The sequence below is a fragment of the Actinophytocola sp. genome (assembly GCF_045807065.1).
Lineage (GTDB): Bacteria > Actinomycetota > Actinomycetes > Mycobacteriales > Pseudonocardiaceae > Actinophytocola.
Map to the genome: position 1 here is coordinate 1 of NZ_JBJMIE010000785.1, position 17,960 is coordinate 17,960.

9 protein-coding genes and 1 pseudogene are annotated in these 17,960 nt (G+C 71.7%); 4 read left to right on the forward strand and 6 right to left on the reverse strand.

Features of this window, described 5'->3' with window-relative positions; all coding sequences use genetic code 11:
* Together ACJ73U_RS45655 and ACJ73U_RS45660 are read right to left on the reverse strand one after the other, a co-directional pair.
* Positions 1 to 434: pseudogene (locus tag ACJ73U_RS45655) on the reverse strand (hypothetical protein); the annotation flags it as partial.
* Between the two features lie 135 nt (positions 435 to 569).
* Positions 570 to 989 carry a MarR family winged helix-turn-helix transcriptional regulator gene (locus ACJ73U_RS45660; protein ID WP_407784057.1) on the reverse strand — a complete coding sequence of 140 codons (420 nt, stop codon included), beginning with the start codon at positions 987 to 989 and terminating at the stop codon, positions 570 to 572.
* Between the two features lie 172 nt (positions 990 to 1,161).
* Here ACJ73U_RS45660 and ACJ73U_RS45665 point away from each other — a divergent pair, with 172 nt between their 5' ends.
* Positions 1,162 to 2,100: a LysR family transcriptional regulator gene (locus ACJ73U_RS45665; RefSeq protein WP_407784058.1), complete on the forward strand. Its 939-nt coding sequence runs from the start codon at positions 1,162 to 1,164 to the stop codon at positions 2,098 to 2,100.
* Positions 2,101 to 2,301: 201 nt separating this feature from the next.
* Here the strand turns inward: ACJ73U_RS45665 and ACJ73U_RS45670 are convergent, their stop codons facing one another.
* The gene (locus tag ACJ73U_RS45670) at positions 2,302 to 2,610 is read right to left on the reverse strand and encodes a hypothetical protein (RefSeq protein WP_407784059.1); all 309 of its coding nucleotides are present in this window, start codon (positions 2,608 to 2,610) and stop codon (positions 2,302 to 2,304) included.
* Between the two features lie 453 nt (positions 2,611 to 3,063).
* On the opposite strand from ACJ73U_RS45670, the gene ACJ73U_RS45675 reads away from it, so the two are divergent.
* Positions 3,064 to 3,240 carry a hypothetical protein gene (locus ACJ73U_RS45675; protein ID WP_407784060.1) on the forward strand — a complete coding sequence of 59 codons (177 nt, stop codon included), beginning with the start codon at positions 3,064 to 3,066 and terminating at the stop codon, positions 3,238 to 3,240.
* 383 nt (positions 3,241 to 3,623) lie between these two features.
* On the opposite strand, the gene ACJ73U_RS45680 is transcribed toward ACJ73U_RS45675, so the two are convergent.
* On the reverse strand, positions 3,624 to 3,791 hold the full coding sequence (locus ACJ73U_RS45680; RefSeq protein ID WP_407784061.1) for a hypothetical protein: 168 nt from the start codon (positions 3,789 to 3,791) through the stop codon (positions 3,624 to 3,626).
* A 448-nt stretch (positions 3,792 to 4,239) separates the two neighbouring features.
* Between ACJ73U_RS45680 and ACJ73U_RS45685 the strand changes: the two genes are divergently transcribed.
* On the forward strand, positions 4,240 to 4,677 hold the full coding sequence (locus ACJ73U_RS45685) for a hypothetical protein (RefSeq protein ID WP_407784062.1): 438 nt from the start codon (positions 4,240 to 4,242) through the stop codon (positions 4,675 to 4,677).
* 67 nt (positions 4,678 to 4,744) lie between these two features.
* Here ACJ73U_RS45685 and ACJ73U_RS45690 read toward each other — a convergent pair whose 3' ends face one another.
* Both ACJ73U_RS45690 and ACJ73U_RS45695 read right to left on the reverse strand, forming a co-directional pair.
* Positions 4,745 to 5,764: a FecCD family ABC transporter permease gene (locus ACJ73U_RS45690; protein WP_407784063.1), complete on the reverse strand. Its 1,020-nt coding sequence runs from the start codon at positions 5,762 to 5,764 to the stop codon at positions 4,745 to 4,747.
* Positions 5,765 to 5,799: 35 nt separating this feature from the next.
* The gene (locus tag ACJ73U_RS45695) at positions 5,800 to 6,801 is read right to left on the reverse strand and encodes a FecCD family ABC transporter permease (RefSeq protein ID WP_407784064.1); all 1,002 of its coding nucleotides are present in this window, start codon (positions 6,799 to 6,801) and stop codon (positions 5,800 to 5,802) included.
* Positions 6,802 to 6,898: 97 nt separating this feature from the next.
* Between ACJ73U_RS45695 and ACJ73U_RS45700 the strand changes: the two genes are divergently transcribed.
* A partial coding sequence (locus ACJ73U_RS45700; RefSeq protein WP_407784065.1) for an amino acid adenylation domain-containing protein occupies positions 6,899 to 17,960 on the forward strand: 11,062 nt, incomplete at its 3' end.

Genomic DNA, 17,960 nt, shown 5'->3' on the forward strand with positions numbered 1-17,960 from the left:
CGGAAGTCGTTGGTCGGGGCCAGCTGGTCAGGCGTCTGCGGGCTCGCGGTCCAGGTGTGCAGCAGGTGCGCGAGTGCCGCGGCCTCGTCCGGCTTCGTCGTGCCGCCGTAGCGCAGCAGCAGGTAGGAGATGTTCGCGGCGACGTCCGCCGGGAGGTCGGTGTCCCACTTCGTCTTCAGCGGGGTGCCGGGCTGGTACAGCTCGTCGCTGTCCGGTGCCAGGTAGGCGAACTGGACGCAGAACGCCTGCTTCCCGTTCACCACGTAGGAACCGAGCCAGTCCGCGGCGTCGGGGTTGCCCTTGTACGGCTGGGCGGGGCTCGTGGCGATCCCGATGCCCTGCTGCACCGTCGCGGCCGCACCCGGCGCGCCCAGGAGTGCGAATCCCGCGACCAGAAGGCCGACCGTCAATCCCGCGCGCAAACGTATGGCCATGCGTCATCCCCAATCGCCGCCAATGGGCTCGTGGGAAGCTTTCTAGAACGGCCCCGGCCGGGACAACCGCCACCAGAGGGGTTGCCGTTAACCCAGCCATACCAACCAGATCGGCGTGCGGTCACGCAGCGCGACCTATGCCATCATTCGGCCCACGGCATTCGCCAACCGGTCCTGCTCCGTGCGGGGGAGCTTGCCCGCCAACTCGTTGACACGGGCGACGACCTCGGCGTGGCACCGCACCGCCAGCTCGTGCCCCTCGCCGGTCAGCTCCGCGTACGTCACGCGCCGGTCGTCGGTGTCGCGGGTGCGGGTCACGAGGCCCCGCTGCTCCAGCCGGTCGACCAGGTTGCTGAGGTTCGACTTCTCCAGCTGCGTCTGGCGCCCCAGCTCGGACATCCCGACGCCGCCGTAGGCGTTGATCGCGCACAGCAGCCGCACCTGTTGCTGGCTGAGCCGATGAGTGCGCCCGACCTCGGTGAACAGGTGCAGCACGTGGTGGGACAACGCGACCAGGGCGGTCGCCAGCCGCTCGTCCGTCAGTGTGTCGCCCATCCCGCCTCCCGTCCGCACGGTACCCGAGACGAACCTCCGGAGTGCGGCGGCGGCCCGGCCGTAGAGAGGTCGACCGGGCCACCAACCTCATTGTGCCCCGGCGGCGGTCAAGGCGCCGTTGCCGGCCGGGCCACGGGACAGCGGGTCGCCCGCGGTTTCGTACTGTTGCCGGATGGAACTGGACCTCGCCGCGGTCCGCACGTTCGTCGCGGTAGCGGATGACCTGCACTTCGGCGCGGCCGCGGACCGGCTGGGCCTGAGCCAGCAGGCGGTCTCCAAGCGCATGGCCAGGCTGGAGGCGGGGCTCGGCGTGCCGCTGCTGAACCGCGCACCGACCGGCACCGCGCTGACGAAGGACGGCGCGGCGTTCCTCGTGCACGCGCGGGCCCTGGTGGCCCTGGCCGACCGGGCGGTCGCGGCCGTGCGCACCGCCGACCGTCCACTTCGGGTGGACGTCCTGAGCACCCGCGTGGGCTCGACGCAGCTGGTGCGGTCCTTCCACGCGGCGAACGAGGACGTGGAGATCGACATCGTGAAGTCCCGCGGCCTGCGCACGGCCCGCGTCGCGCTGCTGGCCGGCACGATCGACGCGGCGTTCGCCCGCGTGATGGGCGTGCTGGAGCCGCCGCTGGCGCACACTCCCGCGTACCTGGAACCCCACCTGGTCCTGTGTGGACGCACGCACCCGCTGGCCGGTAACCGCCAGGTCCGCATGGCCGACCTGGCGGACACGATCACCTGGATCCCGGGCAACGAGCCCGGCAGTGAATGGGCGGACCTGTACGAGTCGCTGAAGAGCGAGTTCGACCTGACACTGGACACGACCGGTCCGCTGTTCGGCCTGGACCACATGCTCGACCACCTGGCCGCGTCCCCGGACCGCTACACCTTCGGCACCGAACGCATGCGGATCCCGTGGCACCCGGAGATAGTCCACATCCCGATCGTCGACCCGACCCCGCTGTACCCGTGGTCCGTCCTGTGGCACCGCGACAACCAGCATCCCGCACTACCGAGGCTGATCGCCCACCTCAGAGCCGGCTACACGCCGTTCGACCCCGCCCGGCACTGGCTGCCGCCAAGCGACCGCCACCTTTTCGGGCCCGCGTGAGGACGGCCGCCCGTAGCTCTTCGGGCACATGGACCTGCCCCGATGGGCTGGGCGCGAGTGAGCCCTTCTGGCAGGGACACGAACCTGCCGGAAGGGCTCACTCGGAGAGGCGTGGAACGACCGCGGGGCCGAGATGGGATGCGCACGATCCCGTCGCCGGGTGGGGTGGGTGCCCCCGGTCGAGAAAAGCGGATGGGCCGGTCAGAAGAACGTGAGCCTCTCCGGCTCCGCGCCCTCGGCCTGGCGGACGTGTACGGTTCCACCGTTCTCCATGATCTGCTGGATGAACTCGTAGATCTGCAGCGCTCGGTTGATGGTGTCGGTCTTGGTGTACCCGGTCCAGTTGACCAGGTTGCCCATCGCACGCACAGAACGAGGCGTGAGGTTCACCGTCACCCGTTCCGCCGCAACGGATGGCTGTCGTTCCGAGGTCGCGGCGGTGCCACCTTCCGCGTCGGGGTCGCCCCTGGAGGGCTCGACGATCGTTGACCGCTCTTTCTTTTCTGGCATGGCAACGCCTTTCCGGGCCATATCACGCGCTCTCCAGAGATGGCGGCAAGCGCGGGCGGGCAAGAATAAGCGCCGCCTGGTTCCAGTCCGGCAGCGCCCTCGCCTCTTCAGCCGATCACGAGATCTCTTCTGTTGTCGCTCGCCGGGTACCTCTCCTCGGCCAGCGTCTTGCTCGAATCGTCCTCGCGATTCCCTTTCGGACCAGGACAACCAAGACCAGTTTGGCAGCTCATGCATCGAATGTCAAGGTGAAGAGCAGCTGCGATGCGCTTCGCAGTCGCATGGTTCGCATCTGCTTGATGCCGGCATCGTGTGGTATGGGTTAGGCTGGATGTAACAGGGGGTTTTCAGGCGTATACCGCCCGCTCGGCGGGGGGATTCACCAGAAGGGCACGATTGATGGCCCAAGGGGAACCGGACAAGCCACCGACATCCACGGAGTGGAGCGAGCGGGTGCGCCTCGACGAGGACGGGTACGAGTACCCGGGCCCGCACGCGGACGTGCTCTTCGGGCTCGAACCCGACACGACGGCAGGGCAGGAGCTCCGGCGGCGGGGGTTCTGGACGAAACTGGTCGGCCGCGCCCCGGGTGCGCACGGCCGCAAGCAGGCCGGCTCCGGGACAGTCTGAAGCCGGCGGGAACAAACCCTGCCCCGCCGTGCGGAACACGACAGGACAGGGTAATTCCAGAACTGGATCAGTTCCGCCTTTTCCGCGGATAACTACAAGTCGGCAACGTGCCGTAACCAGCGGTCGGCGCGGGTGGATGCTTGGGGCGTGGGCAGTCGTCCGCCGAAGTCGCCGCAATGGGGGTGTCCGATGTCCGAGGAACATTCCCGCCACGTGGATCTGACGGCCAGCGAGGGCCCGCCGGGCAATGCCGCCGACGTGCTGACGCACCTGGAACCGGCGCCGCCCGTGGCATGCCTGTGGCCGGCGGAGAAGTGCCGTCGGGTGGCGAGGACCCGGCGCCGGGTTCCCGCGTTGCTCCGCGCGCTCTGCGTCCTCGTCGGTCAGAAGATGGTGAGGCGTTCGAGCTCGGCCGACTCGGACTGACGGATCTGCAGGCTGCCGCCGTTTTCCACGACCTGCTGGACGAACTCGTAGATCTGCAGCGCCCGGTTGAGGATGTCGGTCTTGGTGTAGCCCGTCCAGTGCGCCAGATTGTTCATCGCGCGCACCGATCGAGGCGTGAGATTGCTTGTCACCCGGTCCGCGCCGGACGGCAGCCGCCGCTGCGGACACCCGCCGCCACTCACATGGTCCTCGACGACGGCCGACCGCTTTTCTTTCTGAGCCATTTCACCTCACGCCTTTCGTGCCATCAGGGCTACTGCGCCCTCGTGTCTACCGAAGCGCGGGGCAGGTGGAAGCACTACCGGCGGTTCCCGGCAGTGCCCTCGCTTCTTCCAGCGATCCACGAAGATCTCGTTCTGTGTGGCCTGCCGCCTTTCGTGCGCTCCGCACGGGAGCGGTCGTGCGGGTCCGCGGCCTCTCCCTCGGTCGCGAACCATGCCGACTGCCATCAGTGTGCGCGTTCACGCAGATGCTGTCAAGGTCGAAAACATATGTCATACATCTGTCAGCTGTATATGGACTGTTCGAATGCTGCATATCACGCTACTCTGGGTGCATGACGGGTGGACGGGGACCGACATGAAGGGCAAGGCGATGAAAAAAGCGGCACGCAGGCGAACGGAACGCAGAAATCTTGACGAAGATGGCTACGAGCGGCCCTCCGCCGCCGCGGACGTGCTCTTCACCGTCGAGGCAGAGGCGGGCGTAGGTCCTGACGAGGGCCGGTGGAAGCTGAAGGCGACCGGCCGCGCCCCGGCCGACTCGGCGCTCGGGCGCGCGCTGGCCACCATGCCGATCTGCGGCATCCTGGTCCTGCCGCCCTTCATGATGGCCTGGGCGGGGTCGCTGTTCGTGAAGGTCCCGTGGATCACCGGGATCATGGCGGTCCTGGGGCTGGGCGGCGGCATGTGGTTCGCCTGGCTCCTGACCAGGCCGAGGAGAGCCGAGGTGGTGCCGCCCACATCGCCGGACGCGGGAGAAGCCTCGTGAGACGCGCGCGGTTCATCTGCCCCAGATCCCCTGTCACACCGCGGTCGCGGGTTGGCAGGGGATCTCGTCATCGCCGGGTCAGCAGCCACAGCAGGACCGGCGCCCCGAGGGCACCGGTCACCACGCCGACGGGCAGCTGGGCGGACGGCAGGATGTGCCGGCTCACCACGTCCGCGGCCAGCACCACCGCCGAGCCCGTCAGCCCGGACACGACCAGCGGCGGCCCCGCCGTCCCCGCCAGCCGCTGCGCGATCTGCGGCGCGACGAGGGCGACGAACAGCACCGGCCCGGCCGCCGCGGTGGCGAACGTCGCCATGCCGACCCCGGTGACGAGCAGCGCCAGGTGCGCGAACCGGACCGGCGTGCCCAGCCCGAGCGCGACCTCGTCGCCGAGCTGCAGCTGTCGCAGCCACGGCCCGAGTGCCACCGCGACCGGCGTCAGCACGGCCAGCACGACCGCCAGGGGCCGCACGTGCGACCAGTCCCGGTCGTTGAGGCTGCCGACCAGCCAGCCCATCGCGCGCTGGGCCTCGAAGACCCGCGCCCTGGTCATGAGGAAGTCGGTGATGCTGGTGCACATCGCCGCCACGCCGACACCGACGAGGATGAACCGGTACCCGGTGGTCCCGCGCCGCCACGACAGCAGGTAGACGAGCGCCCCGGCCCCCAGCCCGCCGGCCACGCCGAGCACCGTCCCGGACCCGAACCCGAACGTGATCCCCGCGACCACGAGTGCCGCCGCCCCGGCGTTGACCCCCACGATGTCCGGGCTGGCCAGCGGGTTGCGCGTCACCGTCTGGAAGATCGACCCGGCCATGCCGAACGCCAGCCCCGCCAGCAACCCGGCCAGCGCCCTGGGCAGCCGCAACTCCCGCACGATGTACACCGCGCCGGGGTCGCCGGACCCGAGCACCGCCGACACGACCCCCGGCAGGCCGATCGGGTAGCTGCCGACGGTCATCCCGTAGCAGAACGGCACGAACACCACCAGGACCAGCACCACCCCGACCACGACGAGCCGCGGCCGCAGGACTCCGGAGGCGGGCCCCACCCGGAACGTGGTGCGCCCGTGCGCCCGCGTCAGCACGACCGCACCTCGCCCTGCCGATCTCGAGGAAGTCTTCACAGCTCCGCCAGCCGTCGGCGCCGGCGGACCAGCGCGATGAAGAACGGCGCCCCGATCAGCGCCACGACGATGCCCACCTGTGTCTCCGCCGGTCTCGTCACCAGCCGTCCCACGATGTCCGCCGCCAGCAGGAGGCACGGCGCCAGCACCATCGAGTACGGCAGCAGCCACCGGTGGTCCGGGCCCGTGACGAACCGCGCGACGTGGGGGATCACCAGCCCCAGGAACATGATCGGCCCCGCGACCGCGACCGCGCTGCCCGTCAGCAGCGTCACCGCCACGACGCCCTGCGCACGCACCAACCCCAGCCGCCGGCCCAGTGCCGTCGCCGTCTCGTCGCCGAGTGCCATGCTGTTCAGCGCGGGCGCGGCCGCCAGCGCCAGCACGACCCCCACCGCCAGGAACGGCACCACCCGCACCAGCGACCCCGACACCGGCCCCGCCAGCGACCCGGCCGACCAGAACCGGAACCGGTTGAGCGCCACCGGGTCGGTCAGCACCAGGGCGCTGGTGAACGACGTCAGCAACGCCGTCACCGCAACGCCGGCCAGCGCCAGCCGCACCGGGCTCGCCTCCGTCCGGCCCCGGTTGCCCAGCACGTACACGACCACGCTCGCCCCCAGCGCCCCCGCGAACGCGAACCAGATGTAGCTGTACAGCGAGGTCACGCCCAGCACCGCGATGGCGAACACGATCGCGAACGCGGCACCCGCGTTGACCCCCAGCAGCCCCGGCTCGGCCAGCGGGTTCCGGGTCAGCGCCTGCATCAGCGCGCCGCCGAGGCCGAGCGCCGCGCCGACGGCCACCGCCAGCAGTGTCCGGGGGATCCGGACACTGTGGATGACCACCGCGTCCGTCGACCCGTCGTTGTGCCACAGCACGCGCCAGACCGCCGTGACCGGGATCTCCTTGGAACCCAGCCAGATGCTCAGCAGGCACAGCACGACCAGCACCGCCACCGCTGCCAGCAGCCCCAGCGCTCGCGACCTGACTCCCACACTTCCCACGGTGTGAAACCTAGCATTAGGTCTTCCTAACCTAAGTATTGTTAGGCTGCCCTAAGTCGTCGGTTCGAGTCGGGGAAGCGGGGCGCGCGTGTCTGGTCGCGAAGCGGTGAAGGAGACCCACCAGGAGCTGGCCGGGACGTACGACGACGTCGTCCTGCTGACCGCGTTCGCGGCGCTCCTGTCGCGGTACACCGGCACCACCGACGTGACCGTGGGCCTGGGCACCACCCGGGTGCGGGTCGACCTCACGGGTGATCCGAGCCTCGCGACCGCGATCGACCGGCTCCAGGTGACCGACGAGGCCGCCTTCGTGCTCGACGTGACGGGCACGCGGTTGACCGTGACCTGTCCGGACGGCCACCTCGACGACCGGATGCTCGACCGCCTCGACGTGCTCCTCGCCGACGCGGCGGCACGGCCGGACTGCCCGGTCAGCCGGCTCGACCTGCTGCGGGACGACGAGCGCGAGCGCGTCCTCGTCGACTGGAACGACACCGCGCTGACCACCCCGCCGCGCACCCTGCCCGACCTGTTCGCCGAGCAGGTCCGGCGCGCCCCGGACGCGGTCGCCGTCGTCTTCGAGGACCGGTCGCTCACCTACGCCGAGCTGGACGCGCGCGCGAACCGCCTGGCGCACCTGCTGATCGCGCGGGGTGCCGGTCCGGAGCGGGTCGTGGCGCTGTCGGTGCCGCGGTCGCCGGACATGGTCGTGGCGGAGCTGGCGGTGCTCAAGGCGGGTGCCGCGTACCTGCCGCTGGACCCCGCCCTGCCCGCGGAACGCCGCGCGTTCATGATCGAGGACGCCGCGCCGGTGTGCGTGGTGACGACCCTGGACGAGGAGGCCCTCGCGGCGTCGTCGCCGGCCGATCCGGCCGTGGCGATCACTCCGGACAACGCCGCGTACGTGATCTACACGTCCGGCTCGACGGGCCGGCCCAAGGGCGTGGTGGTGTCGCACGCGGGCGTGGTGAAGCTGGTGGCCACGCAGGTCGAGCGGTTCGGCGTCGGCCCGCACAGCCGGGTGTTGCAGTTCGCGTCGCCGAGTTTCGATGTGGCGTTCTGGGATCTGTGTCTGGGGTTGTTGTCGGGTGGTCGGTTGGTGGTCGTGCCGGCGGAGCGGCGGGTGCCCGGGCCGGAGCTGACGTCGTACGCGCACGAGCATGGCGTGAACTTCATGATCCTCCCGCCGGCGTTGCTGGCCGAGCTGCCCCCGGACCTGGACCTCCCGCGTGACTCCGTACTACTGGCCGGCACCGAACGTGTGTCACCCGAACTGGTGGCGCGTTGGGCGCCGGGCCGCCGGATGTTCAACGCGTACGGCCCCACCGAGGCGACGGTGAACTCGACGCTCGGCGCGTGCGAGCCAGGCGGCACCGTCGTCCCCACCGTCGTCCCCATCGGCGTTCCCGACCCGGGCACCCGGGCGTACGTGCTGGACGGTGCGCTGAGTCCGGTGCCGCCGGGCGTGGTGGGGGAGCTGTACCTGGCCGGGTCCGGCCTGGCGCGGGGATATCTCGGGCGTCCGTCGCTGACCGCGGAGCGTTTCGTGGCGGACCCGTACGGCCCGGCCGGCGGCCGCCTGTACCGCACGGGTGACCTGGTGCGCTGGCTCCCCGACGGGCGTCTGGTGTTCCTGGGCCGGGCCGACGACCAGGTGAAGATCCGCGGCCACCGCGTGGAACTGGGCGAGATCGAGGCCGTGCTGACCGAGCACCCGTCGGTGACGCAGTCGGTGGTCGTGGCACGGGACGGCCGGCTGATCGCGTACGCGGCGACGGCAACCCCCGCGTGTCCAACGCCCAGCACCCGCGTGTCCAACGAAACCGACCCTCGAGTTCAACCAACGCGGCCGCTCGACCACGGCTACCGGCCCGGCGACCTCGACCGGCCCTGGTCCGCCTACGCCGACAACCGCGCCCGCCGCCGCGAGTCGGCCACGCTCGCCGCGGCCCTTCGCTCCTACGCACGCGACCGCCTGCCCGAGTACATGGTCCCGTCGGCGTTCGTGGTGCTCGACCGGCTGCCCGTGCTGGCCTCCGGCAAGGTGGACCGCCGCGCCCTGCCGGACCCGGAGGTCACGACCGGCCGCGCACCCCGCAACCCGGTCGAGCAGCTGCTGTGCGAGATGTTCGCCGAGGTCCTCGGCCTGCCGTCGGTCGGCGCGGACGACGACTTCTTCGACCTCGGCGGGCACTCGCTCCTCGCCACCCGCCTGCTCCTGCGGATCCGCAAGGCGGTCGGCGCGGAGCTGTCCGTCCGCGCGGTGTTCGACGCCTCGACCCCGGCCGGACTCGCCGAACTGCTCGCCGGCGCCAGTGCCGGGCAGAGCCGCCCCGAGCTGGTCCCGGCGCGACGGCCGGAACGAGTCCCGCTTTCCTCCGCCCAGCAACGGCTCTGGTTCCTGCACCGCCTCGAGGGCGGCTCCGCGACCTACAACGTCCCGCTCGTCCTCAGGCTCACCGGGAACCTCGACGTCCCCGCGCTCCAGGCCGCGCTGAACGACGTGGTCGCCCGGCACGAGACCCTGCGCACGGTCTTCCCGGCCGCGGACGGCGTGCCGTACCAACGGGTTCTGGAGTCGGCGACGGTCGAGCTGGTCATCAGGGACGAGGGCTCGGTCGAGGAGATCGTCCAGCGCGTGTTCGACCTGGAGCACGGCATCCCGGTGCGGGCCGAGCTGCTGCGCGCGGACGGGGACGGGACCGACCAGCACGTACTCGTCCTCGTGTTCCACCACATCGCCGCCGACGGCTGGTCCATGGCCCCGCTGTGGCGCGACCTCGGCACCGCCTACGCCGCCCGCACCCGCGGCCGCGCCCCGGGTTGGTCGCCGCTGCCCGTCCAGTACGCGGACTACACGCTGTGGCAACGAGAACTGGACACCGACGCCCAGCTGGACCACTGGCGCGACGTCCTCGCCGGCCTGCCCGAGCGGACCGAGCTGCCCACCGACCGCCCCCACCCCCCGGTCGCCTCGTACCGCGGCGGGTTCTTCACGTTCGACTGGGACGTCGACCTCCACAGAGGACTGACCGAACTGGCCCGCGCCTGCGGGGCGTCGGTGTTCATGGTCGTGCACGCCGGCCTCACCGCGCTGCTGACCCGGCTCGGCGCCGGCACGGACGTCCCGGTCGGCACCCCGATCGCTGGCCGGACCGACCAGGCGCTGGAGGACCTAGTCGGGTTCTTCGTGAACACGCTGGTGCTGCGGGTGAGCACGGCGGGCGACCCGTCGTTCCGCGACCTCGTGGCGCGGGTTCGGGAACGGAGCCTCGACGCCTACGCGCACCAGGACGTGCCGTTCGATCAGCTGGTCGAGGCGCTGAACCCGGCCCGCTCGCTGGCCTACCACCCGCTGTTCCAGACCATGCTCGCGTGGCAGAACACGCCCACGGCCGGCGTGGAGCTGCCGGGGCTCGCCGTCGACGAGATCAAGGTGGGCACCGGCACGGCGAAGTTCGACCTCTGGTTCTCCCTCACCGAGAAGGCACACGGCATCCAGGGCCTCGCCGAGTACAACACCGAGGTCTTCGACCGCTCCACAGTGGACACCATCCTGGTGCGACTCGAGCGCCTGCTGCGTGCGGCGGTCGCCGACCCCGACCTCCCCATCGGCGCGATCGACCTGCTCACCACCGCGGAACGCGCGCGGAACTGGCCCGTCACGCCCGTGCCGGAGACCACGCTGCCGGCGCTGTTCGCCGCGCGGGTCGCGGCCGCGCCCGACCACCCCGCGCTGTTCTTCGAGGACGCGGAGCTGACCTACGCCGAGCTGGACGCGGCCGCGCACCGGCTCGCGCGGCTGCTGGCCGCCCGTGGGGCCGGCCCGGAGAAGATCGTCGCGATCGCGCTGCCCCGCTCGGTGGAGCTGGTCACCGCGATCCTCGCCGTGCTCAGGACCGGCGCCGCCTACCTGCCGCTCGACCCGGACCACCCGCCCGACCGCGTCGAGCTCATGCTCGCCGACGCGTCGCCGGCCCTCGTCGTGACACCGGACCTGTTCGCCGAGGTGGGCGAGGACGCCACTCCGCTCGACGTCGACGTGCGCCCGGACCACCCGGCCTACGTCATCTACACGTCCGGCTCGACGGGCCGCCCCAAGGGTGTCGTGGTGCCACAACGGGGAATCGTCAACCGTCTACTGTGGATGCAGCACGAGTACGGTCTCACGCCGGAGGACCGCGTGCTGCAGAAGACGCCGGCGAGCTTCGACGTGTCGGTGTGGGAGTTCCTGTGGCCGCTGGTCGCCGGCGCCACCGAGGTCGTCGCGCGACCCGACGGCCACAAGGACCCCGCCTACCTCGCGTCGCTGATCCGCGACCGTGGTGTCACGACCGTCCACTTCGTACCCTCGATGCTCCAGGTGTTCCTGCGGGAGCCCGGTAGCAGCGCCTGCACCACACTGCGCCGGGTCATCTGCAGTGGCGAGGCGCTGCCGGTCGACGCCGTCGAGCTGTTCCACCGCGTGCTGGGTACCGGTCTGCACAACCTCTACGGCCCAACGGAAGCGTCCGTCGACGTCACCTACTGGCCGTGCCGACCGGGCGAGGCGACCGTGCCGATCGGCCACGAGGTGTGGAACACGCGCACCTACGTGCTGGACGCCCGCCTCCAGCCGGTCCCGCCGGGCACGGCCGGGGAGCTGTACCTGGCGGGCGTGCAGCTCGCGCGGGGTTACCTCAACCGGCGCGGCCTGTCCGCGGAGCGGTTCGTCGCGGATCCGTTCGGACCGCCCGGGTCACGGATGTACCGGACCGGCGACCTGGCGAAGCGACGCGCCGACGGGGCGCTGGAGTTCCTCGGCCGCACCGACGAGCAGCTCAAGATCCGCGGCATCCGGGTCGAGCCGGGGGAGATCGCCGCGACCCTCGCCGAGCACCCCGGGGTCGACCAGGCCGTCGTGGTCGCCCGCGAGGACCGCCCCGGCGACGTCCGGCTCGTCGGTTACGTGGTGCCGGCCGGTTCCTCGACCGCCGGCGCGACCGAACACGTCGGCGAGTGGCAGGAGCTGTACGAATCGCTGTACACCGCCGCCCCCGAGGACGACTTCTCCGGCTGGACCTCGAGCTACGACGGGCGACCCATCCCGGTCGAGCAGATGCGGGAGTGGCGCGACGCCGTCGTGGCACGCGTTCGTGAGCTGCGACCGAGGCGGGTGCTGGAGATCGGCGTGGGCACCGGCCTGGTCCTGTCCCGGCTGGCGCCGGACTGCGTGGACTACTGGGGCACCGACTTCTCCGCCGCGGTGATCGCCGGGCTGCGGCAACGGTTCCCGGAGACCACGCTGTACCGAAGCGACGCGGCCGACCTCTCCGGTCTGCCGACGGGTTACTTCGACACCGTGGTGATCAACTCGGTCGTGCAGTACTTCCCGAGTGGGGACTACCTCCTCGACGTGCTGCGCGGCGCACTGGACCTGGTCGTGCCGGGCGGTGCGGTGTTCGTCGGCGACGTGCGTGACCTGCGGCAGCTGCGGGCCTTCCACGCCGAGGTCGCGGCTCGCCGCGGCGACCGCACCGTGGAACACGGTCTGGCGCGCGAGAAGGAACTGCTCGTCGACCCGGCCCTGTTCACCGGTCTCGGGCCCGCGGACATCCGGGTCAAGCGGGCGCGGCACGTCAACGAGCTGAGCCAGTTCCGCTACGACGTGTTGCTGCACAAGGAACCGCGCGCGGTACACGATCTCACGGCGGTGCCCGAACAGGCTTGGGAGAGCCTGGCCGCCGCCGACGCCGTGCTGCGGCGGCGCCCGGAGGCGTTGCGGGTGAGCGGGATCCCCAACGGCCGGTTGACCGAGGGGATCGACCCCGAGGCACTGCACGAACTCGGCGACGCACACGGCTATCGCACCGTCACGACCTGGTCCGCCACCGGCGACGGCAGCCTCGACGCCCTGTACTTCACGGGCGACGGCGTGCCGGTCGGCGCGTTCCGGGGTAGCGCCGACGGTCCGCTGTGCACCGACCCCCTGCGCTTCCGCCAGCACGCTGAGCTGGTCGCGGAAGTCCGGGAACTCGCCGTCCGACGCCTGCCCGAGCACATGGTGCCGTCGTCGGTCGTCGTGCTCGACGCGCTCCCCGTGACCGCCAACGGGAAGCTCGACCGCCGCGCCCTGCCGTCCCCGGACGCGGTGGCGTCCACTTCGGACCGTGAGCCGGCGAACGAGCGGGAACGCCTGCTGTGCGAGCTGTTCGTCGAGGTGCTGGGCGTGCCGAAGGCCGGCCCGGACGACAGCTTCTTCGACCTCGGTGGCCACTCGCTGCTCGCGACCCGGCTGACCGCCCGGGTCCGCGCCACGCTGAACGCCGAACTGGCCGTGCGTTCGGTGTTCGAGACCCCGACCCCCGCCGGCCTGGCGGCACTGCTGGCGGACTCCACGCGGTCCGCGCGCCCGCCGCTGGTGCCGGTGACGCGCCCGGAACGCCTGCCGCTTTCCTTCGCCCAGCAACGACTGTGGTTCCTCCACCACCTGGAGGGCCCGTCGGCGACCTACAACGTGCCGCTGGTCATGCGCCTGTCCGGCCCGGTCGACGTCGGGGCGCTGCGCACGGCCCTGACGGACGTCGTGGCTCGTCATGAGACGCTGCGGACCGTGTTCCCCCAGCGCGACGGGGTGCCCTACCAGCACGTGGTGGACGACTCCGGGGTGGAGCTGCGGGTTCGCGACCTGGCCGAGGCCGACCTGGACGCGGTCGTGACCGGTCTCGTGCGTGCCCCGTTCGACCTGGAGAACCGCGTGCCGATGCGGGTCGAGCTGCTGCGGCTGGGCGTCGAGGAGCACGTGCTGGCACTGGTGTTCCACCACATCGCGTCCGACGGCTGGTCGATGGCCCCGCTGTGGCGGGACATCGCGGCGGCGTACACGGCCCGCCTGCGCGGTGTCGTTCCACAGTGGACACCACTGCCGGTGAAGTACGCGGACTACACGCTGTGGCAGCGGGATCTCCTCGGCGACGAGGACGACCCGAACAGCGAGGCCGCCACGCAGCTCGAGTACTGGCGCACGGCGCTCGCCGGCCTGCCGGAGCGGATCGAGCTGCCGCTGGACCGCCCGCACCCGAAGGTCGCGACGTTCCGCGGCGAGCTGTACACGTTCCGCTGGAACGCGGACCTGCGCGCGGGCCTGGCGGAGCTGGCCCGGTCGTGCGGGGCGTCGGTGTTCATGGTCGTGCACGCCGGCCTGGCGGCCCTGCTGACCCGGCTCGGCGCCGGCACGGACGTCCCGATCGGCTCCCCGATCGCGGGCCGCACCGACCACGCCCTGGACGACCTGGTCGGCTTCTTCGTGAACACGGTGGTGCTGCGGGTCGACACGTCCGGCGAGCCGACGTTCCGGGAGCTGGTGGCCCGGGTGCGCGAGCACGACCTGGAGGCGCACGCGCACCAGGACGTGCCGTTCGAGCGCCTGGTGGAGGTGCTGAACCCGACGCGGTCGCTGTCGTACCACCCGCTGTTCCAGGTGATGATCGCCGGCCAGAACAACGCGCGGGCGGACGTGACGCTGCCGGGCTTGGCGGTCACGGAACTCCCGGTGACCACCGGCACGTCGAAGTTCGACCTGTCGATCTCGCTGACCGAGCGCGAGGCCGGCATCGACGGCGTGCTGGAGTTCAACACGGACGTGCTGGACAGGTCCACTGTGGACTCGATCCTCGCGCGCCTGGCGCACCTGCTGCGGTCGGCGCTGGCCGCACCCGACCGTCCCGTGGGTGGTCTGGACCTGCTGGCCGCCGGTGAGCGCGAGCAGGTCCTGGGCGCGTGGGCCGGCACCGACGAGGGCCTGGGCACGTCGACGTTCGTGTCGCTGTTCGCTGAGCAGGTGCGGACGCGGCCGGACGCGACGGCGGTGGTGTTCGAGTCGTCGTCCCTGACCTACGCGGAGCTGGACGCGCGCGCGAACCGGTTGGCGCATCTGTTGGTCGCCCGTGGCGCGGGACCGGAGAAGGTGGTCGCGCTGGCGGTGCCGCGTTCGCTGGACATGGTCGTGGCGGAGCTGGCGGTGCTGAGGGCGGGCGCGGCGTACCTGCCGATCGACGTGGACTACCCGGCCGAGCGCGTGGCGTTCATGCTGGCCGACGCGGCCCCGGTGTGCGCGGTGGCGACCCAGCCCCTGCCCGGGATCCCTGTGGTGGACCCGGATGCGGCCGCCGAGCTGCCGGCGACGGACCCGGAGGTGCCGCTGTCGCCGGCCAACGCCGCGTACGTGATCTACACGTCCGGTTCGTCGGGCCGCCCGAAGGGCGTGGTGGTGTCGCACGCGGGCGTGGCGAAGCTGGTGGCCACGCAGGTGCGGCGGTTCGGGGTGGGGCCGCACAGCCGGGTTTTGCAGTTCGCGTCGCCGAGTTTTGATGTGGCGTTCTGGGATCTGTGTCTGGGGTTGTTGTCGGGTGGTCGGTTGGTGGTCGTGCCGGCAGAGCGGCGGGTGGCGGGCGAGGCGCTGACGTCGTATGCGCACGAGCATGGCGTGAATTTCATGATCCTCCCGCCGGCGTTGTTGGCCGCGTTGCCGGCGGACCTGGATCTTCCGCGTGACTCGGTTTTGTTGGCGGGTACGGAACGTGTGTCACCGGAGTTGGTGGCGCGTTGGGCGCCGGGTCGGCGGATGTTCAACGCGTACGGCCCGACCGAGGCGACGGTGAACTCGACGCTGGGCGAGTGCGCACCCGGTTCTCCGGTCGTGCCGATCGGCGTCCCGGACCCGGACACGCGGGCCTACGTGCTGGACGGCGCCTTGCGGCCGGTGCCGCCGGGCGTGGTGGGGGAGCTGTACCTGGGTGGCTCGGGCCTGGCCAGGGGTTACCTGGGCCGGCCCGCGCTCACCGCGGAGCGTTTCGTGGCGGACCCCTTCGGCCCGGCCGGCGGCCGCCTGTACCGCACGGGTGACCTGGTGCGCTGGCTCCCCGACGGACGTCTGGTGTTCCTGGGCCGGGCCGACGACCAGGTGAAGATCCGCGGCCACCGCGTGGAACTCGGCGAGATCGAGTCGGTGCTCGCCGGCCACCCCGCGGTGGGCCAGCAGGTGGTCGTCGCCCGCGACGGCGAACTGGTGGCGTACGCCGTCCCCGCGGCCGCCCGCGACACGGCTGCGGAGGAGGCACACGTCGGCGAGTGGCGGGAGCTGCACGAGGACGTCTTCGCCGGTGGCGGCGGCATGGAGGAGAACTTCGTCGGCTGGAACTCCAGCTACGACGGCTCCCCGCTCCCGCTGGCCGAGATGCGCGAGTGGCACGCGGCGACGATCGACCGCATCGCGGCGCTGTCCCCGCGGCGCGTCTTCGAGATCGGCGTGGGCAGCGGCCTGATCCTGTCCCGGGTGGCCCCGCGGGCCGAGGAGTACTGGGGCGTCGACCTGTCCGCACGGGCGGTGGCGAACCTCCGGCGCGAGGTGGGCGACGACCCGGCCATCCACCTGGCCGCCCGCCCGGCACACGACCTGGGCGAGGTCCCGGAGTCCTACTTCGACACGGTGGTCATCAACTCGGTGGCCCAGTACTTCCCGAGCGTGGACTACCTTGCGGAGGTGATCCGCCGCGCGTACCGGATGCTCACCCCGGGCGGGGCGATCTTCCTGGGTGACATCCGCAACGCCCGGCTGCTCCCGGTCTTCGCCGCGGCCACCGGTCGTCCCGCGGCCCAGGAGGGCGAGCTGCTCCTGGACCCGGACTTCTTCCCCACGCTGGCGCAAGAGCTGGGCGCCACGGCCGACGTCCGGATCAAGCGGGGAGCGGCCCACAACGAACTGACCCGCTACCGCTACGACGCGGTCCTCCGCAGCGCGGCCCCGGGGCCCGCGCCGAAGGAACAGCACCGAGCCTTCCCAGACCTGGCCGCGGACGCCACCGAAAGCGATGCGGGAGGCCGTCATCGCGTTCCGACCGACCGGCCCGCGGGCGACTTCTCGGTCCACCTCGGCGCGCTCGAGTCGGTGCTCCGCGCGCGGCCCGTGCGCCTGCGTGTCACCGGCATCCCCAACAGGCGGCTCGCCGGCGACCTCGACGGGCACGCCGGCGTCGAGCCGGAGGACCTCGTCGCCCTCGCCGAACGGGTGGGCTATCGCGTCGCCCTGACCTGGGGCGCCGGAGATCGCGGGGCGCTCGACGCCGTCTTCGCCGTCGCCGAGCCGCGGCACGTCTACCGGCCCTCGTCCACGCGGAAACCCCTCGCCGCACTCGGGAACAACCCCGCCGGCCGCCGGGATGCCGGCGCGCTCGCCACCGCGCTGCGGGCACACGTGCGGGACCGGCTCCCCGCCTACATGGTGCCTTCCGCGTTCGTCCTGCTCGACCGGTTGCCCCTGCTGCCCTCCGGCAAGGTCGACCGCTCGGCCCTCCCCGCGCCCGAGCGGCGCACCACGACCACCGGCCGCGCACCCCGCACCCCTGTCGAGGAAGTCCTCCGCGGCCTCTTCGCCGAGGTCCTCCAGGCACCCGCGGTCGGCGTCGACGACGACTTCTTCGCGCTCGGCGGCCATTCGCTGCTCGCCACCCGGCTGGTCGCACGGATCCGCGGCGTCTTCGGCGTCGAGCTGGCCGTGCGCACCGTCTTCGAGGCACCCACGGTCGCCGGACTGGCCACCGCACTGTCCACAAGCGACGCCGCGGTCAGGCCGCCGCTCACCACCCGGGACCGACCCGAGCGGCTGCCGCTCTCCTATGCCCAGCAACGGCTCTGGTTCCTCCACCGGCTCGAAGGCCCGTCGCCGACCTACAACATGCCCAGTGCCGTGCGGCTGACCGGCCCGCTCGACGTGCCCGCCCTGCACGCCGCCCTGCGGGACGTGCTCGACCGGCACGAGGCCCTGCGCACCGTCTTCCCCGAGCACGACGGCGTGCCCTACCAGCACATGCTCGACGACCCGGCCGTGCCGCTCACCCAGCGGGACGTCACCGGGGAAACCCTCGCCGAGGCGATCTCCTCGGCCGCGCGCACCACGTTCGACCTCGAAACCCGGGTGCCGCTCGCGGCGGAGCTGCTGACACTCGACGAACGTGAGCACGTCCTCGTCCTCACGTTCCACCACATCGCCTCCGACGGCTGGTCGATGGCCCCGTTGTGGCGCGACATCGCCACCGCCTACACGGCCCGCCTCCGTTGCGAGGCTCCACAATGGACCGAACTGCCGGTGCAGTACGCGGACTACACGCTGTGGC

Coding starts and splice junctions, on each gene's coding strand:
- ACJ73U_RS45660 (WP_407784057.1), bottom strand. CDS start 989: ATGGGCGACACACTGACGGACGAGCGGCTGGCGACCGCCCTGGTCGCG.
- ACJ73U_RS45665 (WP_407784058.1), top strand. CDS start 1,162: ATGGAACTGGACCTCGCCGCGGTCCGCACGTTCGTCGCGGTAGCGGAT.
- ACJ73U_RS45670 (WP_407784059.1), bottom strand. CDS start 2,610: ATGCCAGAAAAGAAAGAGCGGTCAACGATCGTCGAGCCCTCCAGGGGC.